Annotated in this window: 19 protein-coding genes; 9 read left to right on the top strand and 10 right to left on the bottom strand. The window is 59.6% G+C overall.

The window, feature by feature from the left end; genetic code table 11:
• From D8V06_RS02670 to D8V06_RS02650, 5 genes are all read right to left on the bottom strand, one after another.
• Positions 1–679, bottom strand: a 679-nt coding sequence (locus D8V06_RS02670; protein ID WP_130930394.1) for an ABC transporter permease subunit, incomplete at its 3' end; no start/stop codon positions are given.
• Positions 676–1,584 (bottom strand): ABC transporter permease, encoded by a 909-nt coding sequence (locus tag D8V06_RS02665; protein WP_056852707.1) that lies wholly within the window; start codon positions 1,582–1,584, stop codon positions 676–678. The genes D8V06_RS02670 and D8V06_RS02665, both read right to left, overlap by 4 nt.
• 205 nt (positions 1,585–1,789) lie before the next feature.
• Complete coding sequence (locus D8V06_RS02660) at positions 1,790–2,893, bottom strand: extracellular solute-binding protein (protein WP_056852708.1); 1,104 nt, start codon at positions 2,891–2,893, stop codon at positions 1,790–1,792.
• A 218-nt stretch (positions 2,894–3,111) separates the two neighbouring features.
• Entirely contained in the window at positions 3,112–4,560 is a 1,449-nt protein-coding gene (locus tag D8V06_RS02655) for an aldehyde dehydrogenase family protein (protein ID WP_130930393.1), read from the bottom strand.
• On the bottom strand, positions 4,557–6,194 hold the full coding sequence (locus D8V06_RS02650; protein ID WP_130930392.1) for a 5-guanidino-2-oxopentanoate decarboxylase: 1,638 nt from the start codon (positions 6,192–6,194) through the stop codon (positions 4,557–4,559). The genes D8V06_RS02655 and D8V06_RS02650 overlap by 4 nt, the downstream gene beginning before the upstream one ends.
• Positions 6,195–6,355: 161 nt before the next feature.
• On the opposite strand from D8V06_RS02650, the gene D8V06_RS02645 reads away from it, so the two are divergent.
• Positions 6,356–7,237 carry a LysR substrate-binding domain-containing protein gene (locus tag D8V06_RS02645; protein ID WP_056852711.1) on the top strand — a complete coding sequence of 294 codons (882 nt, stop codon included), beginning with the start codon at positions 6,356–6,358 and terminating at the stop codon, positions 7,235–7,237.
• A 192-nt stretch (positions 7,238–7,429) separates the two neighbouring features.
• Entirely contained in the window at positions 7,430–7,606 is a 177-nt protein-coding gene (locus D8V06_RS30295) for a hypothetical protein (RefSeq protein WP_162837843.1), read from the top strand.
• 8 nt (positions 7,607–7,614) lie between these two features.
• On the opposite strand, the gene D8V06_RS02640 is transcribed toward D8V06_RS30295, so the two are convergent.
• Positions 7,615–8,511 carry a helix-turn-helix domain-containing protein gene (locus D8V06_RS02640; protein WP_056852713.1) on the bottom strand — a complete coding sequence of 299 codons (897 nt, stop codon included), beginning with the start codon at positions 8,509–8,511 and terminating at the stop codon, positions 7,615–7,617.
• Between the two features lie 180 nt (positions 8,512–8,691).
• Between D8V06_RS02640 and pobA the strand changes: the two genes are divergently transcribed.
• Positions 8,692–9,885 carry a 4-hydroxybenzoate 3-monooxygenase gene (gene pobA / locus D8V06_RS02635; RefSeq protein ID WP_056852714.1) on the top strand — a complete coding sequence of 398 codons (1,194 nt, stop codon included), beginning with the start codon at positions 8,692–8,694 and terminating at the stop codon, positions 9,883–9,885.
• Between the two features lie 79 nt (positions 9,886–9,964).
• Positions 9,965–11,482: an MDR family MFS transporter gene (locus D8V06_RS02630; protein WP_130930391.1), complete on the top strand. Its 1,518-nt coding sequence runs from the start codon at positions 9,965–9,967 to the stop codon at positions 11,480–11,482.
• A gap of 112 nt (positions 11,483–11,594) precedes the next feature.
• On the opposite strand, the gene D8V06_RS02625 is transcribed toward D8V06_RS02630, so the two are convergent.
• The 4 genes from D8V06_RS02625 to D8V06_RS02610 all read right to left on the bottom strand — a co-directional run bounded on the left by D8V06_RS02625 (position 11,595) and on the right by D8V06_RS02610 (position 15,472).
• Positions 11,595–12,443 (bottom strand): cache domain-containing protein, encoded by an 849-nt coding sequence (locus tag D8V06_RS02625; protein WP_130930390.1) that lies wholly within the window; start codon positions 12,441–12,443, stop codon positions 11,595–11,597.
• 123 nt (positions 12,444–12,566) lie between these two features.
• On the bottom strand, positions 12,567–13,436 hold the full coding sequence (locus D8V06_RS02620; protein WP_130905928.1) for an ATPase: 870 nt from the start codon (positions 13,434–13,436) through the stop codon (positions 12,567–12,569).
• Positions 13,437–13,525: 89 nt separating this feature from the next.
• Positions 13,526–14,524: an NAD(P)-dependent oxidoreductase gene (locus D8V06_RS02615; RefSeq protein WP_130930389.1), complete on the bottom strand. Its 999-nt coding sequence runs from the start codon at positions 14,522–14,524 to the stop codon at positions 13,526–13,528.
• 54 nt (positions 14,525–14,578) lie between these two features.
• On the bottom strand, positions 14,579–15,472 hold the full coding sequence (locus D8V06_RS02610; RefSeq protein WP_130930388.1) for a LysR family transcriptional regulator ArgP: 894 nt from the start codon (positions 15,470–15,472) through the stop codon (positions 14,579–14,581).
• 96 nt (positions 15,473–15,568) lie between these two features.
• Here D8V06_RS02610 and D8V06_RS02605 point away from each other — a divergent pair, with 96 nt between their 5' ends.
• The 5 genes from D8V06_RS02605 to D8V06_RS02585 all read left to right on the top strand — a co-directional run.
• Positions 15,569–15,970: an ACT domain-containing protein gene (locus D8V06_RS02605; protein ID WP_130905930.1), complete on the top strand. Its 402-nt coding sequence runs from the start codon at positions 15,569–15,571 to the stop codon at positions 15,968–15,970.
• 6 nt (positions 15,971–15,976) lie between these two features.
• On the top strand, positions 15,977–16,579 hold the full coding sequence (locus D8V06_RS02600) for a LysE/ArgO family amino acid transporter (protein WP_056852721.1): 603 nt from the start codon (positions 15,977–15,979) through the stop codon (positions 16,577–16,579).
• A 177-nt stretch (positions 16,580–16,756) separates the two neighbouring features.
• The gene (locus D8V06_RS02595; protein WP_130930387.1) at positions 16,757–17,353 is read left to right on the top strand and encodes a Fe-Mn family superoxide dismutase; all 597 of its coding nucleotides are present in this window, start codon (positions 16,757–16,759) and stop codon (positions 17,351–17,353) included.
• Positions 17,354–17,773: 420 nt separating this feature from the next.
• A complete protein-coding gene (locus D8V06_RS02590; RefSeq protein ID WP_056852723.1) occupies positions 17,774–19,825 on the top strand; it encodes a bifunctional diguanylate cyclase/phosphodiesterase in 2,052 nt (683 codons plus the stop codon).
• A gap of 168 nt (positions 19,826–19,993) precedes the next feature.
• Positions 19,994–20,417: imelysin family protein (locus D8V06_RS02585; RefSeq protein ID WP_277751282.1), on the top strand; the 424-nt coding region annotated here is incomplete at its 3' end.

The raw sequence follows: 20,417 nt of genomic DNA, 5'->3' as shown, positions 1-20,417 counted from the left end.
AGGTCACGGTGAATTCGTTGAACGAGACGATGAACGCCAGCAGCATGCCCGCCAGGATCCCCGACTTCATCAACGGCACCACCACGTCGACAATCGCCCGCAGCGGTGAGGCGCCGAGCATCTGTGCGGCCTCCTCGACTTCGCTGCCGATGGAAAGCATGGCCGCCGTGCAGTTCTTCACCACGAACGGCAACGCCAGGATGACGTGGGCAATCACCAATCGCGAGGTGGTCATGTGGAACGGCAGGCTGTCGAACACCAGCAACAATGCCAGCCCCAACACCACCATCGGGAACACCAGTGGCAACGACATCAGTTGCAGTGCCACGGCCTTGCCGCGGAACTCGCAACGGGTCAACGCGTACGCTGCCGGCACCGCGATGATCGTGGCGAAGACCATGGTCAGGCACGACACCATGAGGCTGGTGGTCATGGCCTGGCCAAGGCTCAACACGTCGCTGGAATCCGGCGAGACGAAGGTGTGCCAGGCGGCCTTGTACCACTGCAGGCTGTAGCTGCTCGGCGGGAAATCAAGGTTCGATGCGCCACTGAAGGACATGACGATCATGGTCAGGATCGGCAGCACCGCCAGCAGCAGAATGAAGCCGGAAAGGATGCCGGCGAACTTGCCGGTCTCGCCGGGCAACAGCCCATAGCGCTTCTTGGTCAAGGTACTCATTGCGAAGCCTCCAGCATGCGTCGACGACGGCCGGTTATGTATTCGGACAAGGTCATGATCGCCAGTGTCGTGACGATCAGCACCACACCGGCAGCGGATGCGGCAGGCCAGTTCATCAGCGGGGCGATCTGGTCATGCACCATCACCGCCAGCATCGGCACTCGACGGCCACCGAGCAGCAGCGGCACCACGAAACTGCTGGCGTTGTAGGCGAACACCAACGTTGCACCGGTAATGATCCCCGGCAGGCTCATTGGCAATACCACTTGGCGGAACACCTGGAAGCGACTGGCGCCGAGGGTCGCGGCGGCTTCTTCGTAGCTGCGGGCGACACCGCGCATGGCGCTGGCGATCGGCAACACGGCCAATGGAAACGCAGTTTGCACCAGGCCCATCAATACGCCGTTCTGGTTGTACAGCAGCATGATGGGACGCTTGATCAGGCCCAGCCCCATCAGTGCCTGGTTGAGCATGCCGCCCGGGCCGAGAATCACCAGCCAGCCGTAGCTTTGCAGCAACAGGTTGACCAACAACGGCAACAGCACCGCCGCCAGGAAGATCCGACGCACGAACGGTGAGGTCAGTCGCGACATGGTGTAGGCCACCGGAATCGCCAGGATCACGGCGATCACCGCGCTGATCAACGCCAGGCGCAGGGTCAGCATCAGGGATTTGAGGTAGTAGGGTTCCAGCAATTGGGCGTAACTGGCCAGGCTGAACCCGGACCATTCCGCGCCCTTGGTGCCCACGCTCATGCGCAGTACCAACAGGCTCGCGGCAATCAGCACGCCGAGAAACAGCATCGACGGTGTCAGGAAAAACCAGGCACGCGCGGTCGGCGAAACACCGCGATTGGCGCGCGTGGGCACGGCACTCACCGGGTGGGTCAGAGGTTGGTGTTCCATAGCAAAGGGTCTCGTCAATGGAAAGCAGCAAGACTGAGATCGAGCAAGAACCTGTGGCGAGGGAGCTTGCTCCCGCTGGGTCGCTTAGCGACCCCAATCACCCACCGCGTTGGTTCTGATAGAACGCGGAGCCTGGTTATGCGGCTGCTGCGCAGCCGAGCGGGAGCAAGCTCCCTCGCCACAAAAAATCCTTGAACCTCAGAAATCAGGAAGAAAAGATTTCCGTGTAACGACGAATCCATTGGTCATGCACAGTCGCCAGGAAAGCGTTGTCGTGCATGATCGCCTTCTCGGCAATCTGCTCCGGCGTGAGGATGTACGGGCTCTTGCGCGCTTCGGCCGAGATGATCGCCTTGGCGTTGACCGGACCGTTGTAGATGTCTTCCGCCATCTTGCCCTGCACCAGCGGGTCCAGAGAATGGTTGATGAAGGCATACGCCATGTCGGTGTCGCCCGGACGATTCTTCGGCATCACCGACAGCATCAGGTCGGTGTAGAAACCTTCCTTCATGCCGAACGTGGCGCCCAGGCCGTAGTTCGGATCGCGGATCTGTTTCGGGAAGAACGCCGGCGCGTACAGGCCACCCATGTCCAGGGAACCGGTGCGGAACAGTTCGGCGATCTGGTTCGGGTTTTCACCCAGGGTTACCACGCGATCTTTCAGTTCGGCGAGTTTCTTGAAGCCAGGCTCGATGTTGTGCTCGTCACCGCCGGCCAGTTTGGCAGCGATGATGATCAGGTCCATGGCCTCGGTCCAGTTCGGTGGCGGCAGGAAGATGTTCGGTGCCGCGTCGGCGTCCCACAGGGAGGCGTAGCTGGTCGGCGCTTCTTTCTGGGTGCGCGTGCTGTAGACCAGACTGTTGCACCAGAGCAGGTAACCGATGCCGTGACCATTGGCGCCGGTGCGGTATTTTTCCGGCACATCGACGATGTTGGGGATGCGGTTGAGGTCGGGCTTTTCCAACAGGTTGGCGGCGGCCAGACCTTCGGCGCCGACGCCGGCCAGGGTGATGATGTCGTACTGCGGGCGATCACCGCCGGCCTTGAGTTTGGCGACCATTTCCGAAGTACTGCCGGTGCGGTCGGCGATGACCTTGCAGCCGTACTTGTCTTCGAATGTCGCAGCGATATTGCGCAATGCAGCCAGGCCGGTGTCATCGGACCAGGTCAGCAGGCGCAGGGTCTTGCCGGTGAAGCGGGTATCGCTGGCATTGGCCTTGACGAACGGCAAGCTCATGGCGGCCGCTGCAACCGAGGCTACGCCCACGGTCTTGATGAATTGACGTCTGTTCAGATCATGCTCGCCCATTACGGACTCCCTTTGTTTTTGTAGGTATAAGGCAGGTCGAAACTGTTGCATCCGCGCGACTGGATCAGCGTTTACCCCTCGTATTTTCGGGGGCTTTACCGGGCCAGCGAGTTCATCCTGAAGTCGTGTAAAACAGCTGACTATCGATAAAAACTCATCGAAGCCATGACGCCGACGCATGCCTCCTTGCGAGGCATGCGCTCACCTTTTTCGTGCCTTCAGACGGCGCGAATCACGTGTTTGATTTCCTGGAAAGCCTGCAAGCCCCATGGCCCCAATTCGCGGCCGATGCTGCTCTGCTTGTAGCCGCCCCAAGCGGTCTGCGGGAAGATCACCTGAGGCGCGTTGATCCACACCAGCCCCGCCTGCAAAGCGTTGGCGACACGGTCAGCGGTTTCAGCGTTACGCGTGACCACACTGGCCACCAGGCCGAACTGGCTGTCATTGGCCAGGGCAATCGCTTCGGCTTCGGAGGTGAAACGGCGCACGCAGATCACTGGGCCGAAAATCTCTTCGCACCACAGCGCACTGTCCAGGGGCACATCGGTGAAAACCGTCGGCTGCAAAAAATATCCGCGCGGCAGATCCGCCGGACGATTACCGCCGCACACCAGCCTCGCACCGGCACTCAAACCGCGATCGATATGACCAAGCACGCGTTGGTATTGCGCCTGATTGACCAGCGCGCCCATCTCCACGTTCGGGTCGAACGGGTCCGCCACGCGAATCGCTTCGGCACGAGCCTTGATCCGCGTCAGGAACGCTTCAGCCAGTTCCTCGGCGACCAGTACACGGCTGGTGGCGGAGCACATCTGCCCGGCGTTGAAGAAACCGCCGCCGCACGCCACTTCCACCGCCAGGTCGAGATCGGCATCGGCCAGTACCAGCAATGAAGATTTGCCGCCCAGTTCCAGGCTCACGCCCTTCACGGTTTCTGCGGCGCGCTGCATGACCTGCACGCCTACCGCGTTGCTGCCAGTGAAGGAGATTTTGGCGATGCGCGGGTCTGCCGAGAGGGGGGCGCCCACGGCCAGGCCGGTACCGCAAACCAGGTTGAACACACCGGCAGGCACGCCGGCTTCAGCGATGATCGCGGCCAGTTCAAGTTCCGGTAGCGGCGTCACTTCCGAAGGCTTGAGCACCACGCAGCAACCCGCGGCCAACGCCGGGGCCAGCTTCCATGCGGTGGTGACCATCGGGAAATTCCACGGCACGATCAGGCCGACCACACCGCAGGGTTCACGGCGCAGGCGCGCGCTGAAATCATCGGTCGGCAATTCGACGACGCTGTCCTGTTTTGCATCCAGGCCTTCGGCGAGACCGGCGTAATACTCGAAGGTGGCGATCACGTCATCGACGTCGATGGCCGCCTCGAACAGCGGTTTACCGTTGTTGCTCGACTGCAAATGCATCAGTTGTTCGCGCCCGGCTTGCACGCCCGCGGCGATTTTGCGCAGGATCGCGCCGCGCTCGGCGCCAGTGGTTTTCGACCAGTCGATGAAGGCCTTGGTCGCCGCGCTGACGGCTTGCTCGACGGCACTTGCGTCGCCACCATTGACGGTGGTCAGCAGCGCTTCGGTTGCCGGGTTGATCACGCGCAGGTGTTCGTTGCCCGCCGACCATTGGCCGTCGATGTACAGGCCATCGAGTGTGGTTGGGAAGTTCATTTCGACACCGCCTGCATCCACTGGGTCTGATCGATTTCAATCAGAGTCGGGCCTTGGCGATCGGTGGCGGCACGCAGCGCGCTACGTAATGGCTCGACACCGCTGACGGCCTCGGCAGCGCAACCCAGGGCCTTGGCCACGCCGATGAAGTCCGGGGTATAGATGTCGACACCCACCGGTTCGATGGCACGGTTGACCATGTATTTCTTGATCTCTTCGTAGCCCTGGTTATTCCACAGCAGCACGATCACTGGTGTGCGCGCTTCCACGGCGCTGGCCAGTTCCGGCAGGGTGAATTGCAGGCCACCGTCGCCGATCAGGCACACAACCGGCGGGCGGGCGCCGCTTTCAACGCTGCCACCGAGCCAGGCGCCAATCGCCGCCGGCAAGGCGTAACCGAGGGTGCCGTAGCCGGTGGACGAGTTGAACCAGCGACGCGGGCGTTCCGGGTTGAAGGTCAGGTTGCCGGTGTACACCGGCTGAGTGGAATCGCCAACGAACACGGCGTTGGGCAACTCCTGCAAAACGGTCTCGAGGAAACGCGTCTGGGCCAGGGTCGGTGCATCCCAGCTCGCGGCCAGCTCTTCACGCAAACGGGCGGCGCGAACCTGGCCCCAATCGTTACGGCGCTCGGCCAGGGATTTGTGCGACAACGCGCTCAACAACGCTTGTGCGGCGTTGCGCGAGTCGGACACCAGCGCAACGTGCGGCGGGTAATTGCGCACGGTCTGGTCCGGGTCGATATCGATACGCAGCAGCTTGCCGGGAATCTCGAAACCGCCAGCGAAGGTCACGTCATAGTCGGTTTCCGCCAGTTCGGTGCCGATGGCCAATACCACGTCGGCCTCGGCGACCAGCGCGCGCGTGGCGACCAGGCTCTGGGTCGAGCCGATCAGCAACGGATGCGCGGACTCAAGCATGCCTTTGGCGTTGATGGTCAGTGCCACCGGAGCGTCGAGCAACTCGGCCAGTTCAGTCAGCTCGGCAGCGGCATCGATGGCCCCGCCACCGGCGAGGATCAGCGGACGCTTGGCGCCGGCCAGCAAGTCAGTCATGCGCGAAACGGCCGAAGGCGAAGCGCCGGCGCGGTCGATAGTGACCGGCAGGCTGCTGAGCAAGTCGTCGGCGTCTTCAACCAGGACGTCCAGCGGAATTTCAATGTGCACCGGGCGCGGACGGCCGGCCTGGAACAGCGAAAAAGCGCGGGCCAGTACGCCCGGCAACTCGGCCGCCGACATCAGGGTGTGGGAGAACGCCGCTACACCGGCACACAATGCGCCCTGGTTCGGCAGTTCGTGCAGCTTGCCGCGACCGCCACCCAGTTGGCTGCGCGATTGCACGCTGGAGATCACCAGCATCGGAATCGAGTCGGCGTAAGCCTGGCCCATGGCGGTGGTGATGTTGGTCATGCCTGGGCCGGTGATGATGAAGCACACACCCGGTTTGCCGCTGGTGCGGGCGTAGCCGTCGGCCATGAAACCGGCGCCCTGCTCATGACGTGGTGTGACGTGGTTGATGCTCGAACGGGCCAGCCCGCGATACAGCTCCACGGTGTGAACGCCCGGAATGCCGAACACCTGCTCGACACCATAATTCTCGAGTAACTTGACCAACACTTCGCCGCACGTCGCCATGTGAATTGCCCTTCTTGTTCGATTTGAGACGCCGGGCCTGCGCTGTGTTTATGATGGATTCGCAGGTCCAGGGATGGCCTCATTGGAACGGGCGACACATAGCCGCAACAATGGATAAAAAATCATACTAGCCATGTCCTCACGTCATACCTTGGATCTCAATGAAACGACTGCCTCCCCTGCCGGCGCTGCATACTTTTCTGATTACCGCGCAGTGCTGCAACTTCACCCGGACTGCCGAACAGCTGCACATCACCCAAGGAGCGGTAAGCCGACAGATCGCCGGGCTGGAAGATTTTCTCGGTTATGAATTGTTTATCCGCCAGGCGCGAGGCCTGAGCCTGACAGCCGAAGGAAGGGAGTGGCTGCCACGGGTGCAGCAGATTTTCGGATTGATCGACGAGGCCGTTGAGCAGATCGGCGAGAAGCGTGAAACCCTGCAACTCAAGGCGCCGACGTGCGTCATGCGCTGGTTGTTGCCGCGCCTGCTGCAATGGCAAAAGGAACGCCCGGATGTCCCCGTGGAGCTGACCACCACGATCAAGCACGGTGTGGACTTTCACCGCGAGCAATTCGATGCGGCGGTCATGTACGGCACACCACCAGACACTGCTCTGATGTCGCAGAAACTGTTCGACGAGCAACTGACACCGGTCTGTTCCAAGCCCATGCTCGAAGGGCCGATACCGCTGCAGACTCCGGCCGATTTGCAACAGCATCTGCTGCTACACCCCACACGCGATGAGCGGGACTGGAAGGCCTGGTTGAAAGCAGCGGATGTGAAACTGAGCAATGTCGGCAAGGGCCAGCACTTCGAAACCCTTGATCTGGCGATGTCGATGGCATCCCAGGGAACGGGGGTGGCGATTGGCGATTGGTCGTTGATCGGCGACGACCTGGATGCCGGACGACTGGTCATGCCATTCGAATTGAAGGTGACGACGGGACTGGCGTATTACCTGGTATTCCCGGAAAAACCAGAACCTTCACCGAAGTTGCGGGAATTGATGGGCTGGTTGGTGGAGCAGGCGCAGTCGCGATAGAACCCGAAATCCATCACTGCCCCTGTAGGAGCGAACCGGCTCCCACAGGGTTCAGGGATTCTCACAAGGTCACAGGGGTTCATCAGTGTTCTGAATATCGGATCAAATGCACAGCCTGTCTGGCTGGCAACTCATCCGCGCTGACCTATGCTCTAGGTAATACCGCAGGGTATTCGTTCAGAGGTCAACGCCATGAACATCAAAACAAGAAGGTACCTGGCCATTTTCATCACCTGCGCGGTCACGCTCGGGTTGTATGGCGCAGCAGCCTGGCGCGTGGAGCAGTTGCGCAATCTGCCCCGTGAGTACGCCAGCTGCAATTTCGAGCGTTGCATTCCCCACAACGCGACCCTCAACGCCCTTCGATAGCCAAGGCGTCAGGCCTCGTTGTCCTGATCGGCCTTCAAGCGGTCGCGGAAGGCCTTTGGCGAGATTCCCACCCGACGCCGGAACAGGCGCGTGAAGTTGGTCGGATCTGAAAATCCCAACACGTCGGACATTTCATAGATGGTCATGCTGGTGTAGGTCAGCAAGCGCTTGGCCTCCAGCAATTGCCGCTCATGCATGATCTGCAATGCCGGCTGCCCGGCCAGCTCACGGCACGTGCCGTTGAGATGGGAAACGGAAATCCCCAGGCGATGGGCCAGGTCCTCGACCTTGACGTGCTGGCGATAGGTCTCTTCCACCAGTTGGATGTAACCGTTGAGGTACTCGCGGGCACGCTGCGGCCGTTGGCTGGCTGAATGACGCTGGATCACCTGGCGGCTGACCCACACCATGATCACACTGACCAGCGAATGCATCAGCATTTCCCGCGCCGGTTGATGGCTGGTGTACTCATTCTGCAACGCACTGAACAGACTGTTGAGGTACTCACCGTCCTGCCCCGCAGGATAGCTTTCCGCTTGGGCCAAGGCGTTCACCGAATGCCCCAGTTGCTGCTGCAAATGGGCGATCAACGGCGCGGCAAGCGTGACCACAAAGCCTTCGACATCCTCGGAAAAACGGAAGCCGTGCACCGACAGTGGTGGCAGGATCTGGATAGCCGGTTCGCTCAGTTGAGTACGTTTACCTTCGATTTCAAGCTCTGCCTGACCTTTGAATACGAAGAGCAACTGGCATAAATCGGCATGGCGATGCGGTTTGATTTCCCATTGATGTTCGCGGCTGCGTTTGGAAATGGTCTCACAGTGCAGCAAGTCGGGGGTCGGCCAATCCAGGCTTTCACCGTAGAGCTTGAACACTGGAATCGAAGGCAGGTCAGGCTTGTTCATCACTTCAATCCAGGCCTCGGAATAGATGACGGGCGATAATCGCACCGATTGGCAAAATGAACAGGTATCAGCTCAGTTTTCACCTTCAATTGACAGACCCGCGAGAGAAAAATGCAAGCACTCGATCCATAAAATCATTCAGCGGCTCTGGCCGCGTGAAGCTTGCGAGTCATAAAAACAATGAAAACGCTGAAAACTCAAGTTGCCATTATTGGTGCTGGCCCTTCCGGTCTGCTACTCGGCCAGTTGCTGCACAACGCCGGAATCGACACCCTTATCCTCGAACGTCAGACCCCGGACTATGTCCTCGGTCGCATCCGTGCCGGAGTCCTCGAACAAGGCATGGTAGAGCTGTTGCGCCAGGCCGGTGTGAGCAAGCGCATGGACGCCGAGGGGTTGGTCCATGGCGGCTTCGAACTGGCCCTCGATGGGCGTCAGGTGCACATTGACCTGCAGGCCCTCACCGGTGGTAAAACCGTAATGATCTACGGCCAGACCGAGGTTACACGTGACCTGATGGCCGCTCGTCAGGTCGCGGGGGCGCAGACAATTTATGAAGCGAGCAATGTCGTTCCCCACGGCATGAAAACCGATGAGCCCTTCATCACTTTTGAAAAGAATGGCGAAACCTATCGCCTCGATTGCGCGTATATCGCCGGCTGCGATGGCTTCCATGGTGTCGCCCGTCAATCGATTCCCAGCGATAGCCTGAAAGTCTTCGAGCGGGTCTATCCGTTCGGTTGGCTGGGAATACTGGCCGACACCCCGCCAGTACACGAAGAACTGGTCTACGCCCGCCACGAACGTGGTTTTGCCCTGTGCAGCATGCGTTCGGCCACGCGCACTCGTTATTACCTGCAAGTCCCGGCCGATGAACAGGTCGAGAACTGGTCCGATCAACGCTTCTGGGACGAACTCAAAACCCGCCTGCCGCAGACCTTGGCGCAGAAGCTGGTGACCGGTCCGTCCATCGAAAAAAGCATCGCGCCGCTGCGCAGCTTCGTGGTCGAACCCATGCAGTACGGCCGGATGTTTTTGGTCGGCGATGCCGCGCACATCGTCCCCCCCACCGGTGCCAAAGGTTTGAATCTGGCGGCCAGTGACGTCAGTACGTTGTTCAATATCCTGCTCAAGGTTTATCGCGAAGATCGCCTCGACTTGCTCGAGAAATACTCGCAAATCTGCCTGCGTCGGGTGTGGAAAGCCGAGCGGTTTTCCTGGTGGATGACCTCTATGCTGCACCGTTTCGACGATCACGATGCATTCAGCCAGCGCATCGCCGAGTCGGAGCTGGATTACTTCGTCGATTCCGAGGCCGGGCGAAAAACCATTGCAGAAAACTATGTCGGGCTTCCCTACGAGGCTATCGAATAGGCTGCTATCGATTTAAACTGGCGAGCACTCACCCGCTCGCCATGCCTCTGCGGGTCAATCACTGCCCGCAGGTTTTCCCGTGACCCATCTCAACCAGCCTGAAATGCCCAAACCGGCGATCCGCAGTGTGCTGATCGCCCTGATGCTGGCAATTTTTCTGGGGGCGCTGGACCAGACCATCGTCGCGGTATCGATGCCGGCCATTTCCGCGCAATTCAAGGATGTCAGCCTGCTGGCGTGGGTGATTTCCGGCTATATGGTGGCGATGACCGTGGCGGTGCCGATCTACGGCAAACTCGGGGATCTGTACGGGCGGCGCAAGTTGATGCTGTTCGGCATGGGCCTGTTCACCCTGGCATCATTGTTTTGCGGCATGGCCCAGAGCATGGAGCAACTGGTGTTGGCGCGGATTTTCCAGGGCATCGGCGCCGGCGGAATGATCTCGGTGAGCCAGGCAATCATCGGCGACATCGTGCCACCGCGCGAACGCGGTCGCTATCAGGGTTACTTCAGCAGCATGTATGCGGTGGCCAGCGTCGCCGGCCCCGTGCTCGGCGGCTACATGACGGAGTATTTGTCCTGGCGCTGGGTGTTCCTGATCAACCTGCCATTGGGCCTCGGTGCGTGGCTGGTGGCCAATCGCACACTGGTCGGCCTGCCGATTCCGCAACGCAAACCCATCATCGATTACCTCGGCACTGTGCTGATGATCATTGGCCTGACGGCGTTATTACTGGGCATCACCCAGGTCGGCCAGGGCCATTCATGGCGTAGCGCCGAGGTGTTGGGGTTACTGGCTTGCTCAGTGCTGGTGCTGGGGTTGTTTGTGATGCATGAACGACGGGCACGGGAGCCGCTATTGCCCATGCATTTGTTCGCCAACCGCAATGCGGTTCTGTGTTGGTGCACGATTTTCTTCACCAGTTTCCAGGCGATCTCGTTGATCGTGCTGATGCCGCTGCGTTTCCAGAGCGTCACCGGTGCCGGCGCAGACAGCGCCGCGCTGCACCTGCTGCCGCTGGCGATGGGCTTGCCGATTGGTGCCTATTTCGCCGGTCGCAGGACCTCAATCACGGGCCGCTATAAACCCATGATCCTCGCTGGCGCCGTGCTGATGCCGATTTCGATTCTGGGCATGGCCTTCAGTCCGCCTCAAGCGTTCGTGCTGAGCAGCCTGTGCATGCTGTTCAGCGGGATCGCCTCGGGCATGCAGTTTCCGACTTCGCTGGTGGGCACCCAAAACTCGGTGGAACAACGGGACATCGGCGTAGCGACCAGCACCACCAACCTGTTTCGCTCGCTTGGGGGCGCGGTGGGCGTGGCCATGATGTCGGCACTGCTGCTGGCGCTGCTGCAGAATTCAAGCTTCGCGCACCTGGCCGGGTCGGCGCTGATTGCCGAAGGGCATTCCGGCAACGTACTGCTGGACGGTCTGAACGCGGCGCCGGGGGATGCGCAGGACGCATTGCGTGCCGAACTGCTGTTGACCTTCCGCCAATTGCTGATGGTCAGCGCTGCCGTGTCGCTGCTGGGGTTGGCAGCGGCAATAGCCATGCCGAACAAGTTGTTGCGGGGCAGGGAAGACAAGGTTCGTTAAATGCCTGTAGGAGCGAGCCTGCTCGCGAAAAAAGCCAAGAACGCCGCAGGGCATCCGGGTTCGCGCGATATCGTTCACCACCTTCACGAGCAAGCTCGCTCCTACATACACATCATGGGCTGTAATACCCGACAGCCACCAGAAAATGTCCGACCTTCTTCAGGTAGGCGTGCTTGTCCTCGATCTTGCCAGTCACCGGGTTTTTCCAGCGATATTCGTATTCGCCATAATCCTGCTTGGCCATGAGCGCCAGGATCGGTTCTCCCACGGGTTTGCCTTCAGGGTCCTTGATTTTGCTGAAATCGGTGTTGATCAAGCGCAGGTTAGTGCCGTGGGCGACATATCGCTGAGTGTCCAGATCGACGACGAACACATACAGGTCATCCTGCAGGTATCCGCCCTTGAGGGAATTGATCGCCGTCAGTGTGCCCTTCTCGTCCTTGGCCAGGTCGGTTGCCGCTGTGTTCAGCAAGGCCATGGCCTGTTCCGCTGACGCCCGTGGCAGGTAGTAACCCACCGCGAGAATCCGCTGGCCGACTCGCTGGTAATACACATGTTTGCGCTCGACCTTGCCGTCGGCCCAGTTCTGCCAACGATATTCCGCCTGTTGAATACCATTGCCTTCCGGCACCTTGAGGGCTTCCTTGAAGGCTGTCTGCAACTCCGGCCCGAGCGTTTCCGAGACGTCCCGGCCAATCAGGGCCGAAGACGGACCGCCGCTGGCGAGCATCACGCCTTTGGTGTCCAGGACGAACACATAACGGTCTTTATCGACGAACTCACCTTGACGGCTGAACGCCGCAAAGGCCTTGTCACCGTTCTCGTGGTAATAGGCCAAGGCTTTTTCCAGCAAGGCGATGGCGGCCTTGCTGTCGTCCTTTTCTGTTCCGGCCGCTTGCGCCTGAGCCAAGCCCAGCACAAGCATGAAGCACAGCACGGCGAACCTTTGCACAAACCCCATTGCGCATCCCTCGTTCCTGTTGATGTTTCAAGAGCGTAGACGGCAATCGGGCATGTATGGATATTCAGCGGATCGCAGTGTGTAAGGAAATCATTCCCGGTCCGCCCGGGAATGATTCAAGGCTTACTGTCGGGCGCGCAATTGCTGTTGCAGGTTCTGGATCTGCGCTTGCAGTGTGTTGATGTTGCGGGTGACCTGGGTGCGGAAAGCATCGAATTCCGCTGTGTTGGTCGAGCCTTGCGCCGGACGATTGTCCTGCTGACTCTTGAGCACGATGATGTCCTGTTCCAGGCTGTCGATGGCGGCGTTCGGGTTGCCTTGCTTTTTCAATGCAGTGATATCGGCGCCGATACTTTTCAGCTGGGCTTCGAATTGCCCCGTGTCAGCCGTGGCGCTCTTCAGCGCGGCCACGTCGCCGATCAAGACTTTGACCTGGGCTTGCAATTGCGTGTTGACGGTTTGGTGCTCAGCGCTTTGGGTGGTGATCTGCGCCAGACGCTTGTCCAGATCGCTGGTTTGCGCGGTCATCTGCGCCAGACGCTTGTCCAGGTCCGAGGTTTGCCCGACCACGCCTTGTTGCTGCTTGCTCTGATCCTGCAACTTACTCTCCAGCTGCTTGATTTGCAGCTTCAAGGCTTCGCTGTCGGAGGTGACGTTGGTCTGACTGGCGACCACTTTGCCGGAAATGTCCTGCAGGCGCCCTGCCGCTTCCTCACTGATGCGCGCGAAACTTTCCTGGGTGGCCACCAGTTGCTGCTCCATCAGCGAAATCTGCTGAAAGCTCCACCAGGCCAGGCCCGCGAAGGCAAAGAACAAGGCGCCCACCAGTGCCCACAACGGGCCGGTACTTGCTGCCTTGACCTTGACCACGGGCGGTGTGCGCGAATGAACCGAGGTGCGGGTGGTGGCTGGAAAATCATCGTCATCGAGGACGCCTGCACGCAGGCTCGGTACATCATCGAAGTCGTCGTTGGCATCGTTACGCATGGACATTGAGTCAACCTTTGTGAAACGCAATGGCGTGGATGCGGCGAGTATAACCCCCACTGCCGCACCGATTGACCCTCAACACCGTAGCGGGTTCAGTGTGTGCGGATGTCCTGGGCTTTCCACCAGCCGCAGAATTCATCAAGGGCAGTCCACAGGCTGACCTTCGGGTCGTAATCCAGATAATGCCGGGCGCGACTGATGTCCAGGGTGAAATTTTTCTTCATCACTTGCATGCCCAGCCGCGACAAGGTCGGCTCGGGGCGACCTGGCCATAACTTGCATACGCCTTCGTTCAGCGCCGCAACGCTGTAGGCCAAACCGTAGGAACGGTAGCGCGTAACCTGTGGGACTTCCATTTTGCGCATGACGTAATTGACCACATCCCACAGGGGCACCGGCGCGCCGTTGCTGATGTTGTAGACCTTGCCCAGGGCCGAGCCCCCGGCCAGCAAACTGCTGAGCAACGCTTCGTTGAGGTTTTGCACACTGGTGAAGTCAGCCACGTTCAGACCGTTGCCAACAATCGCCAGACGTCCCTTGCGCTGCATTTTCAACAGGCGCGGAAAGATGCTCATGTCACCGGCACCGGTGACGAAACGCGGGCGTAGCGCCACGGTTTCGAGGCCGAATTCCTGGGCGCCGAACACCTTTTGCTCAGCCAGGTATTTGGTGGCGGCATACGGATGTATGAAGCGTTTGGGCACTTGTTCTTCGGTCAAACCCAAATGATCGCGACCATCGAAGTAGATCGATGGCGACGACAAGTGCACCAGGCGTCTTACCCGTTGTTTAAGGCAGGCCTCGACCACATTTTCGGTAACCTGGACATTGCCTTGGTGAAAGTCCTGATAACGTCCCCACACACCGACGGCGCCGGCGCAATGCACCACGGCTTCAACGTCGGCGCACAGCTCCCGGGTCAATTGCGGATCGCCGAGATCACCCTGGATGAACTCGGCGCCACGGCGCACCAGATGCTCCACACCCTCGGCCCGGCGACCGTTGACCCGCACGTCCAGGCCCTGCTCCAGGGCGAAACGCGCAAAGCGCCCGCCAATGAAGCCGCTTGCGCCGGTGACCAGAATCTTCATGTATTGCTCCGAATATTTCGTTTTGCGTATTGCGTGAAGTCTTGACGTTGAACATCAGTCCAACGGCACCAACCATTGCCTGGATGCCAGCACCAACTGATCGGTCAGCAATCCCAGCAACTGACCACCATTACGCCAATGATGCCAGTACAGCGGCACATCGATCGGCTTATCTGGCAAAAGCTCCCGTAAAACACCGCGCTCCAGTTGTTCGCGGACCTGCAGTTCCGGCACCAGCCCCCAGCCGAGTCCGGCCTCGGTCAGACGGATAAAGCCTTCAGATGACGGGCATAAATGGTGTTCGAAGCCGCCATCGACGCCGAGGGATGCCAGATATCGATGCTGCAGAAAGTCGTCAGGGCCGAAAACCACTGCTGGGGTTCGCGCCAACTGGTCGGCGCGTACGCCTTGCGGGAAATGCCGGGCAATGAACGCCGGGCTGGCCAGGGCGCGATAACGCATCGCCCCGAGCAAAACACTGCGCGCACCGGCCACCGGTCGCTCACTGGCACACAGACACCCCGCCACTTCGCCGGCACGCATCCGTTTGAGCCCGACGGTCTGGTCTTCAACGATCAGGTCCAGCAACACATGTTGTTGCGCGCAGAAATCCCCTACCGCCTGCGCCCACCAGGTGGCCAGACTGTCGGCATTCAAGGCAATGCGCAAACGCTCCGGCAAACCTTCTTCATCCAATGCCGGTACCAGGCTTTGCAGATCCCGTTCAAGCAGACGTACCTGCTGCACATGGTTGAGCAAGCGCCGCCCGATCTCGGTCGGGGATGGCGGTGTAGCCCGAACCAGTACCGGTTGACCTACTCGTGCTTCGAGCAATTTGATGCGCTGGGAAATGGCCGATTGCGACAACCCCAACACTTGCGCAGCCCGTTCAAAACCGGCCTGCTCGACCACCGCCGCCAAAGCGGACAGCAATTTGTAGTCGAACATCAGTTCTCCTAATGAGCGATCAGCAATATTGGTTTTTCTTATACAGCGTGGTGCCCGAGAATGACCAGCAAGAACTGATGAACAGGAAATACCGACATGGCTGGCGAAACTTCATTGGCAACGTTACTGCGCAGCATGAGTCCGCAACTCAACGCTGGCGAATACGTGTTCTGCACCCTGCCCGACGGGCAATTGCCGACAGGGTTGGACATCATTGGCAGCTTCCGTGAACAGGAAGGCCTGACAGTCATTGTCGAACGTAGCCACGCCGAGCAGACCGGTTTGAGCTTCGACTACGTCGCGGCCTGGATCACCCTGAACGTGCACTCGGCCCTGGAAGCCGTCGGCCTGACAGCCGCATTCGCCACAGCGTTGGGCAAGGCCGGGATCAGCTGCAACGTAATCGCCGGTTACTACCACGACCACTTGTTCGTCGGCCAGGCCGACGCTGAACGCGCGCTGGAAGTGCTGCGCAATCTGGCTGCCAACGGGGAGTAAGCAATCATGTGGCAAAGCTATATGAACGGTCTGTTGGTGGCGTTCGGCCTGATCATGGCGATCGGCACGCAGAATGCGTTTGTGCTGGCGCAAAGTTTGCGCAGGGAACATCACCTCCCGGTCGCGGCCCTGTGCGTGGCCTGCGACGCGCTACTGGTGGCGGCCGGGGTGTTCGGACTGGCGACGGTCCTGGCACAGAACCCGACATTGCTGGCGATTGCTCGTTGGGGCGGCGCGGTGTTTTTGCTGTGGTATGGCAGTCAGGCACTGCGCCGTGCCTTTTCGAAGCAGAGCCTGCAACAGGGTGAAAACCAGACTGTGCGCTCACTGCGCGCGGTGATGCTCAGCGCTCTGGCGGTGACGTTGCTCAACCCGCATGTGTATCTGGACACCGTTTTACTGATCGGCTCCCTCGGTGCACAACAAACCGAGCCTGGTGCTTATGTGGTGGGGGCCGCGAGTGCGTCGCTGCTGTGGTTTTTCACCCTGGCACTAGGCGCCGCCTGGCTCGCTCCATGGCTGGCCAGACCGAGCACTTGGCGAATCCTCGATCTGTTGGTGGCCGTGATGATGTTTGCAGTAGCGCTGCAATTGATCATGGCCGGCTGATTTATTCCAAACGGCTGTGGAACCTCTATTCCACACAGTTGTTGCGTGGTTATGCCGCACCCCCGGTGCTATGATCCCGACCCTGCGCCGCAAAGAGTGTAAAACTCCCCGGCGCTTGTCTGGCCGCCCGTGATCGGCCTTGCGCTCACCGCACCTGACCTGATTAGGAGATCCACCATGGCTTTCGAATTGCCGCCACTGCCTTACGCACACGATGCACTGCAGCCGCACATTTCCAAGGAAACTCTGGAATATCACCACGACAAGCACCACAACACCTACGTCGTGAACCTGAACAACCTGGTGCCAGGCACCGAGTTCGAAGGCAAGACCCTGGAAGAAATCGTCAGGACTTCTTCGGGCGGCATCTTCAACAACGCCGCTCAGGTCTGGAACCACACTTTCTACTGGAACTGCCTGGCGCCAAACGCTGGCGGTCAACCAACCGGCGCACTGGCTGACGCAATCAACGCGGCTTTCGGTTCGTTCGACAAGTTCAAGGAAGAGTTCAGCAAGACGTCCATCGGCACCTTCGGTTCCGGCTGGGGCTGGCTGGTGAAAAAGGCTGACGGTTCCCTGGCCCTGGCCAGCACCATCGGCGCCGGCAACCCGCTGACCAGCGGCGACACCCCGCTGCTGACCTGCGACGTCTGGGAACACGCTTACTACATCGACTACCGCAACCTGCGTCCGAAGTACGTTGAAGCGTTCTGGAACCTGGTCAACTGGAAATTCGTGGCTGAGCAGTTCGAAGGCAAAACCTTCACCGCTTAAGCTCGATGCCAGACAAAAGAACCCGGCTTTTTAGCCGGGTTTTTTTATGGGGTACATCTGCTGGAGATTGGTTGGCTGGCAGGGCGCAATCACTGGCAAGCCAGCTCCCACAGGTTGCGTGGCGTATGCAGGCTCGCTCCTACAGGGATCGGAGTTTTCCCACGAAGAAACCCGCTATCACCCCCTTGCCCCAAAGCCACACCGGTCTAACATCAATGAAAGGAAAAAATCCCCACTTTCCCTCAAGTTGAAGGACCCAACTACCGACACAGTACCCATCGGATCAATAATCCAGGCACAGCAAATCGGCCAAGCTGCAGGCAAAATCCCTCACGGATGATTGTCCCTTTGACTGCCATCACGAGATTGCCAATACTCATGGCAACTTGATGCTACCCGCACGGAACAAGGAATAACCCTTTGAAGCTGGAACTCAAGAACAGCTTGTCGGTGAAGTTGCTCCGGGTCGTGCTCCTGTCGGCATTGATCGTCGGTGTGGTCTTGAGCTGCGCGCAGATTGTTTTCGATGCCTATAAGACCCGCCAGGCCGTTGCCGGGGATGCCCAACGCATTCTCGACATGTTCCGCGACCCTTCGACCCAGGCCGTCTATAGCCTGGACCGGGAAATGGGCATGCAGGTGATCGAAGGCCTGTTTCAGGACGATGCCGTTCGCCAGGCTTCCATCGGTCATCCCAACGAAGCCATGCTCGCGCAAAAATCACGCGAATTGCAGCATTCCAACAGCCGCTGGCTGACCGACGTGATCCTCGGCAAGGAACGCACCTTCACCACTCAATTGGTCGGTCGTGGTCCTTACAGTGAGTATTACGGCGACCTGAGCATCACCCTCGACACGGCCACCTATGGCCAGGGTTTTATCGTCAGTTCGGTGATCATTTTCATTTCCGGTGTACTGCGTGCCCTGGCGATGGGGCTGGTGCTGTACCTGGTTTATCACTGGCTGCTGACCAAGCCTTTGTCGCGGATCATCGAGCATTTGACCGAAATCAATCCCGATCGCCCCAGCGAACACAAGATTCCGCAGCTCAAGGGCCATGAAAAAAACGAGCTAGGCATCTGGATCAACACCGCCAACCAGTTGCTGGAGTCCATCGAGCGCAACACCCATCTGCGCCACGAAGCGGAAAACAGCCTGCTGCGCATGGCCCAGTATGACTTCCTCACCGGCCTGCCGAACCGTCAGCAGCTGCAAACGCAACTGGACAAGATCCTCGTCGACGCTGGCAAGCTTCAACGCCGGGTCGCGGTGCTGTGTGTCGGGCTGGACGATTTCAAAGGTATCAACGAACAATTCAGCTACCAGACCGGCGACCAGTTACTGCTGGCCCTGGCCGATCGCCTGCGCGCGCACAGTGGACGCCTCGGCGCCCTCGCCCGTCTTGGAGGCGACCAGTTCGCCCTGGTGCAGGCCGATATCGAACAACCCTACGAAGCCGCCGAACTGGCCCAGAGCATTCTCGATGACCTGGAAGCGGCGTTTGCCCTCGATCATCAGGAAATTCGCCTGCGCGCCACCATCGGCATCACGCTATTCCCCGAAGACGGCGACAGCACCGAGAAGCTGCTGCAAAAAGCCGAGCAGACCATGACCCTGGCCAAGACCCGCTCGCGCAATCGTTACCAGTTTTATATCGCCAGCGTTGACACCGAGATGCGCCGCCGTCGCGAGTTGGAAAAAGACCTGCGCGATGCTTTGGCCCGCGAACAGTTCTACCTGGTCTATCAGCCGCAAATCAGCTATCGGGATCATCGCGTGGTGGGCGTCGAAGCACTGATTCGCTGGCAGCACCCGGAACACGGGCTGGTGCCGCCGGACCTGTTCATCCCGCTGGCCGAGCAGAACGGCACCATCATCGCCATCGGCGAATGGGTTCTGGACCAGGCTTGCAAGCAGCTTCGCGACTGGCACGATCAGGGCTTCAGCGACCTGCGCATGGCCGTGAACCTGTCCACCGTGCAGTTGCACCACGCCGAGCTGCCAAGGGTGGTGAACAATCTGCTGCAGATGTACCGCCTGCCGCCGCGCAGCCTGGAACTGGAAGTCACCGAAACCGGCCTGATGGAAGACATCAGCACCGCCGCTCAGCACCTGCTCAGCCTGCGGCGCTCGGGTGCACTGATTGCGATTGACGACTTCGGCACGGGCTACTCGTCACTGAGCTATCTGAAAAGCCTGCCGCTGGACAAAATCAAGATCGACAAGAGTTTCGTCCAGGACCTGCTCGATGACGACGATGACGCGACGATCGTTCGCGCGATCATCCAGCTGGGCAAGAGCCTGGGCATGCAAGTCATCGCCGAAGGCGTGGAAACGGCCGAACAGGAGGCCTACATCATTTCCGAAGGTTGTCACGAAGGTCAGGGCTATCACTACAGCAAACCCCTGCCAGCACGGGAATTGGGTGCGTACCTGAAGCAGGCCCAGCGCAGTAACGCCGCGATCCTCTGAACCTGTGGCGAGGGAGCTTGCTCTCGCTGGCGGCCGGCATTCAGTCATGTGAATAAGAAATATTTCCAAGCACAACCCTTTACACATAATGCGAAAGATTTGCATTATGTCGCAGTTTTGCGCTCTCACAGCGCCTTATCACCTCCCTCTCGAAGCAGGATGTTCGCCATGATTCGTATGCCTCTGGCTACCGCCAGTCTGTTGGCCATCGCAATTTCCCTCGCCGGTTGCGGTGAAGGCAAGGACAAAGAAAAAGCTGTCGCACCTGCGCCGGCAGCCAGCACTGCTGCTACCCCGACTGCTCCAGCCGCTGCGCCTGCCGCTGCCGGTAAAGTCGACGAAGCCGCCGCCAAAGCCGTTGTCGCGCACTACGCCGACATCGTTTTCGCCGTTTACAGCGATGCCGAATCCACCGCGAAAACCCTGCAAACCGCCATCGACGCGTTCCTCGCCAAGCCGAACGCCGACACCCTGAAAGCCGCAAAGGCCGCCTGGATCGCAGCTCGCGTTCCTTACCTGCAGAGCGAAGTGTTCCGTTTCGGCAACACCATCATCGACGACTGGGAAGGTCAGGTGAATGCCTGGCCACTGG

The sequence above is a fragment of the Pseudomonas sp. Sample_24 genome (genome assembly GCF_004307605.1).
Lineage (GTDB): Bacteria > Pseudomonadota > Gammaproteobacteria > Pseudomonadales > Pseudomonadaceae > Aquipseudomonas.
The sequence above is the reverse complement of the archived record's forward strand: the minus strand, read 5'-3'. Positions and strand labels throughout refer to the sequence as shown.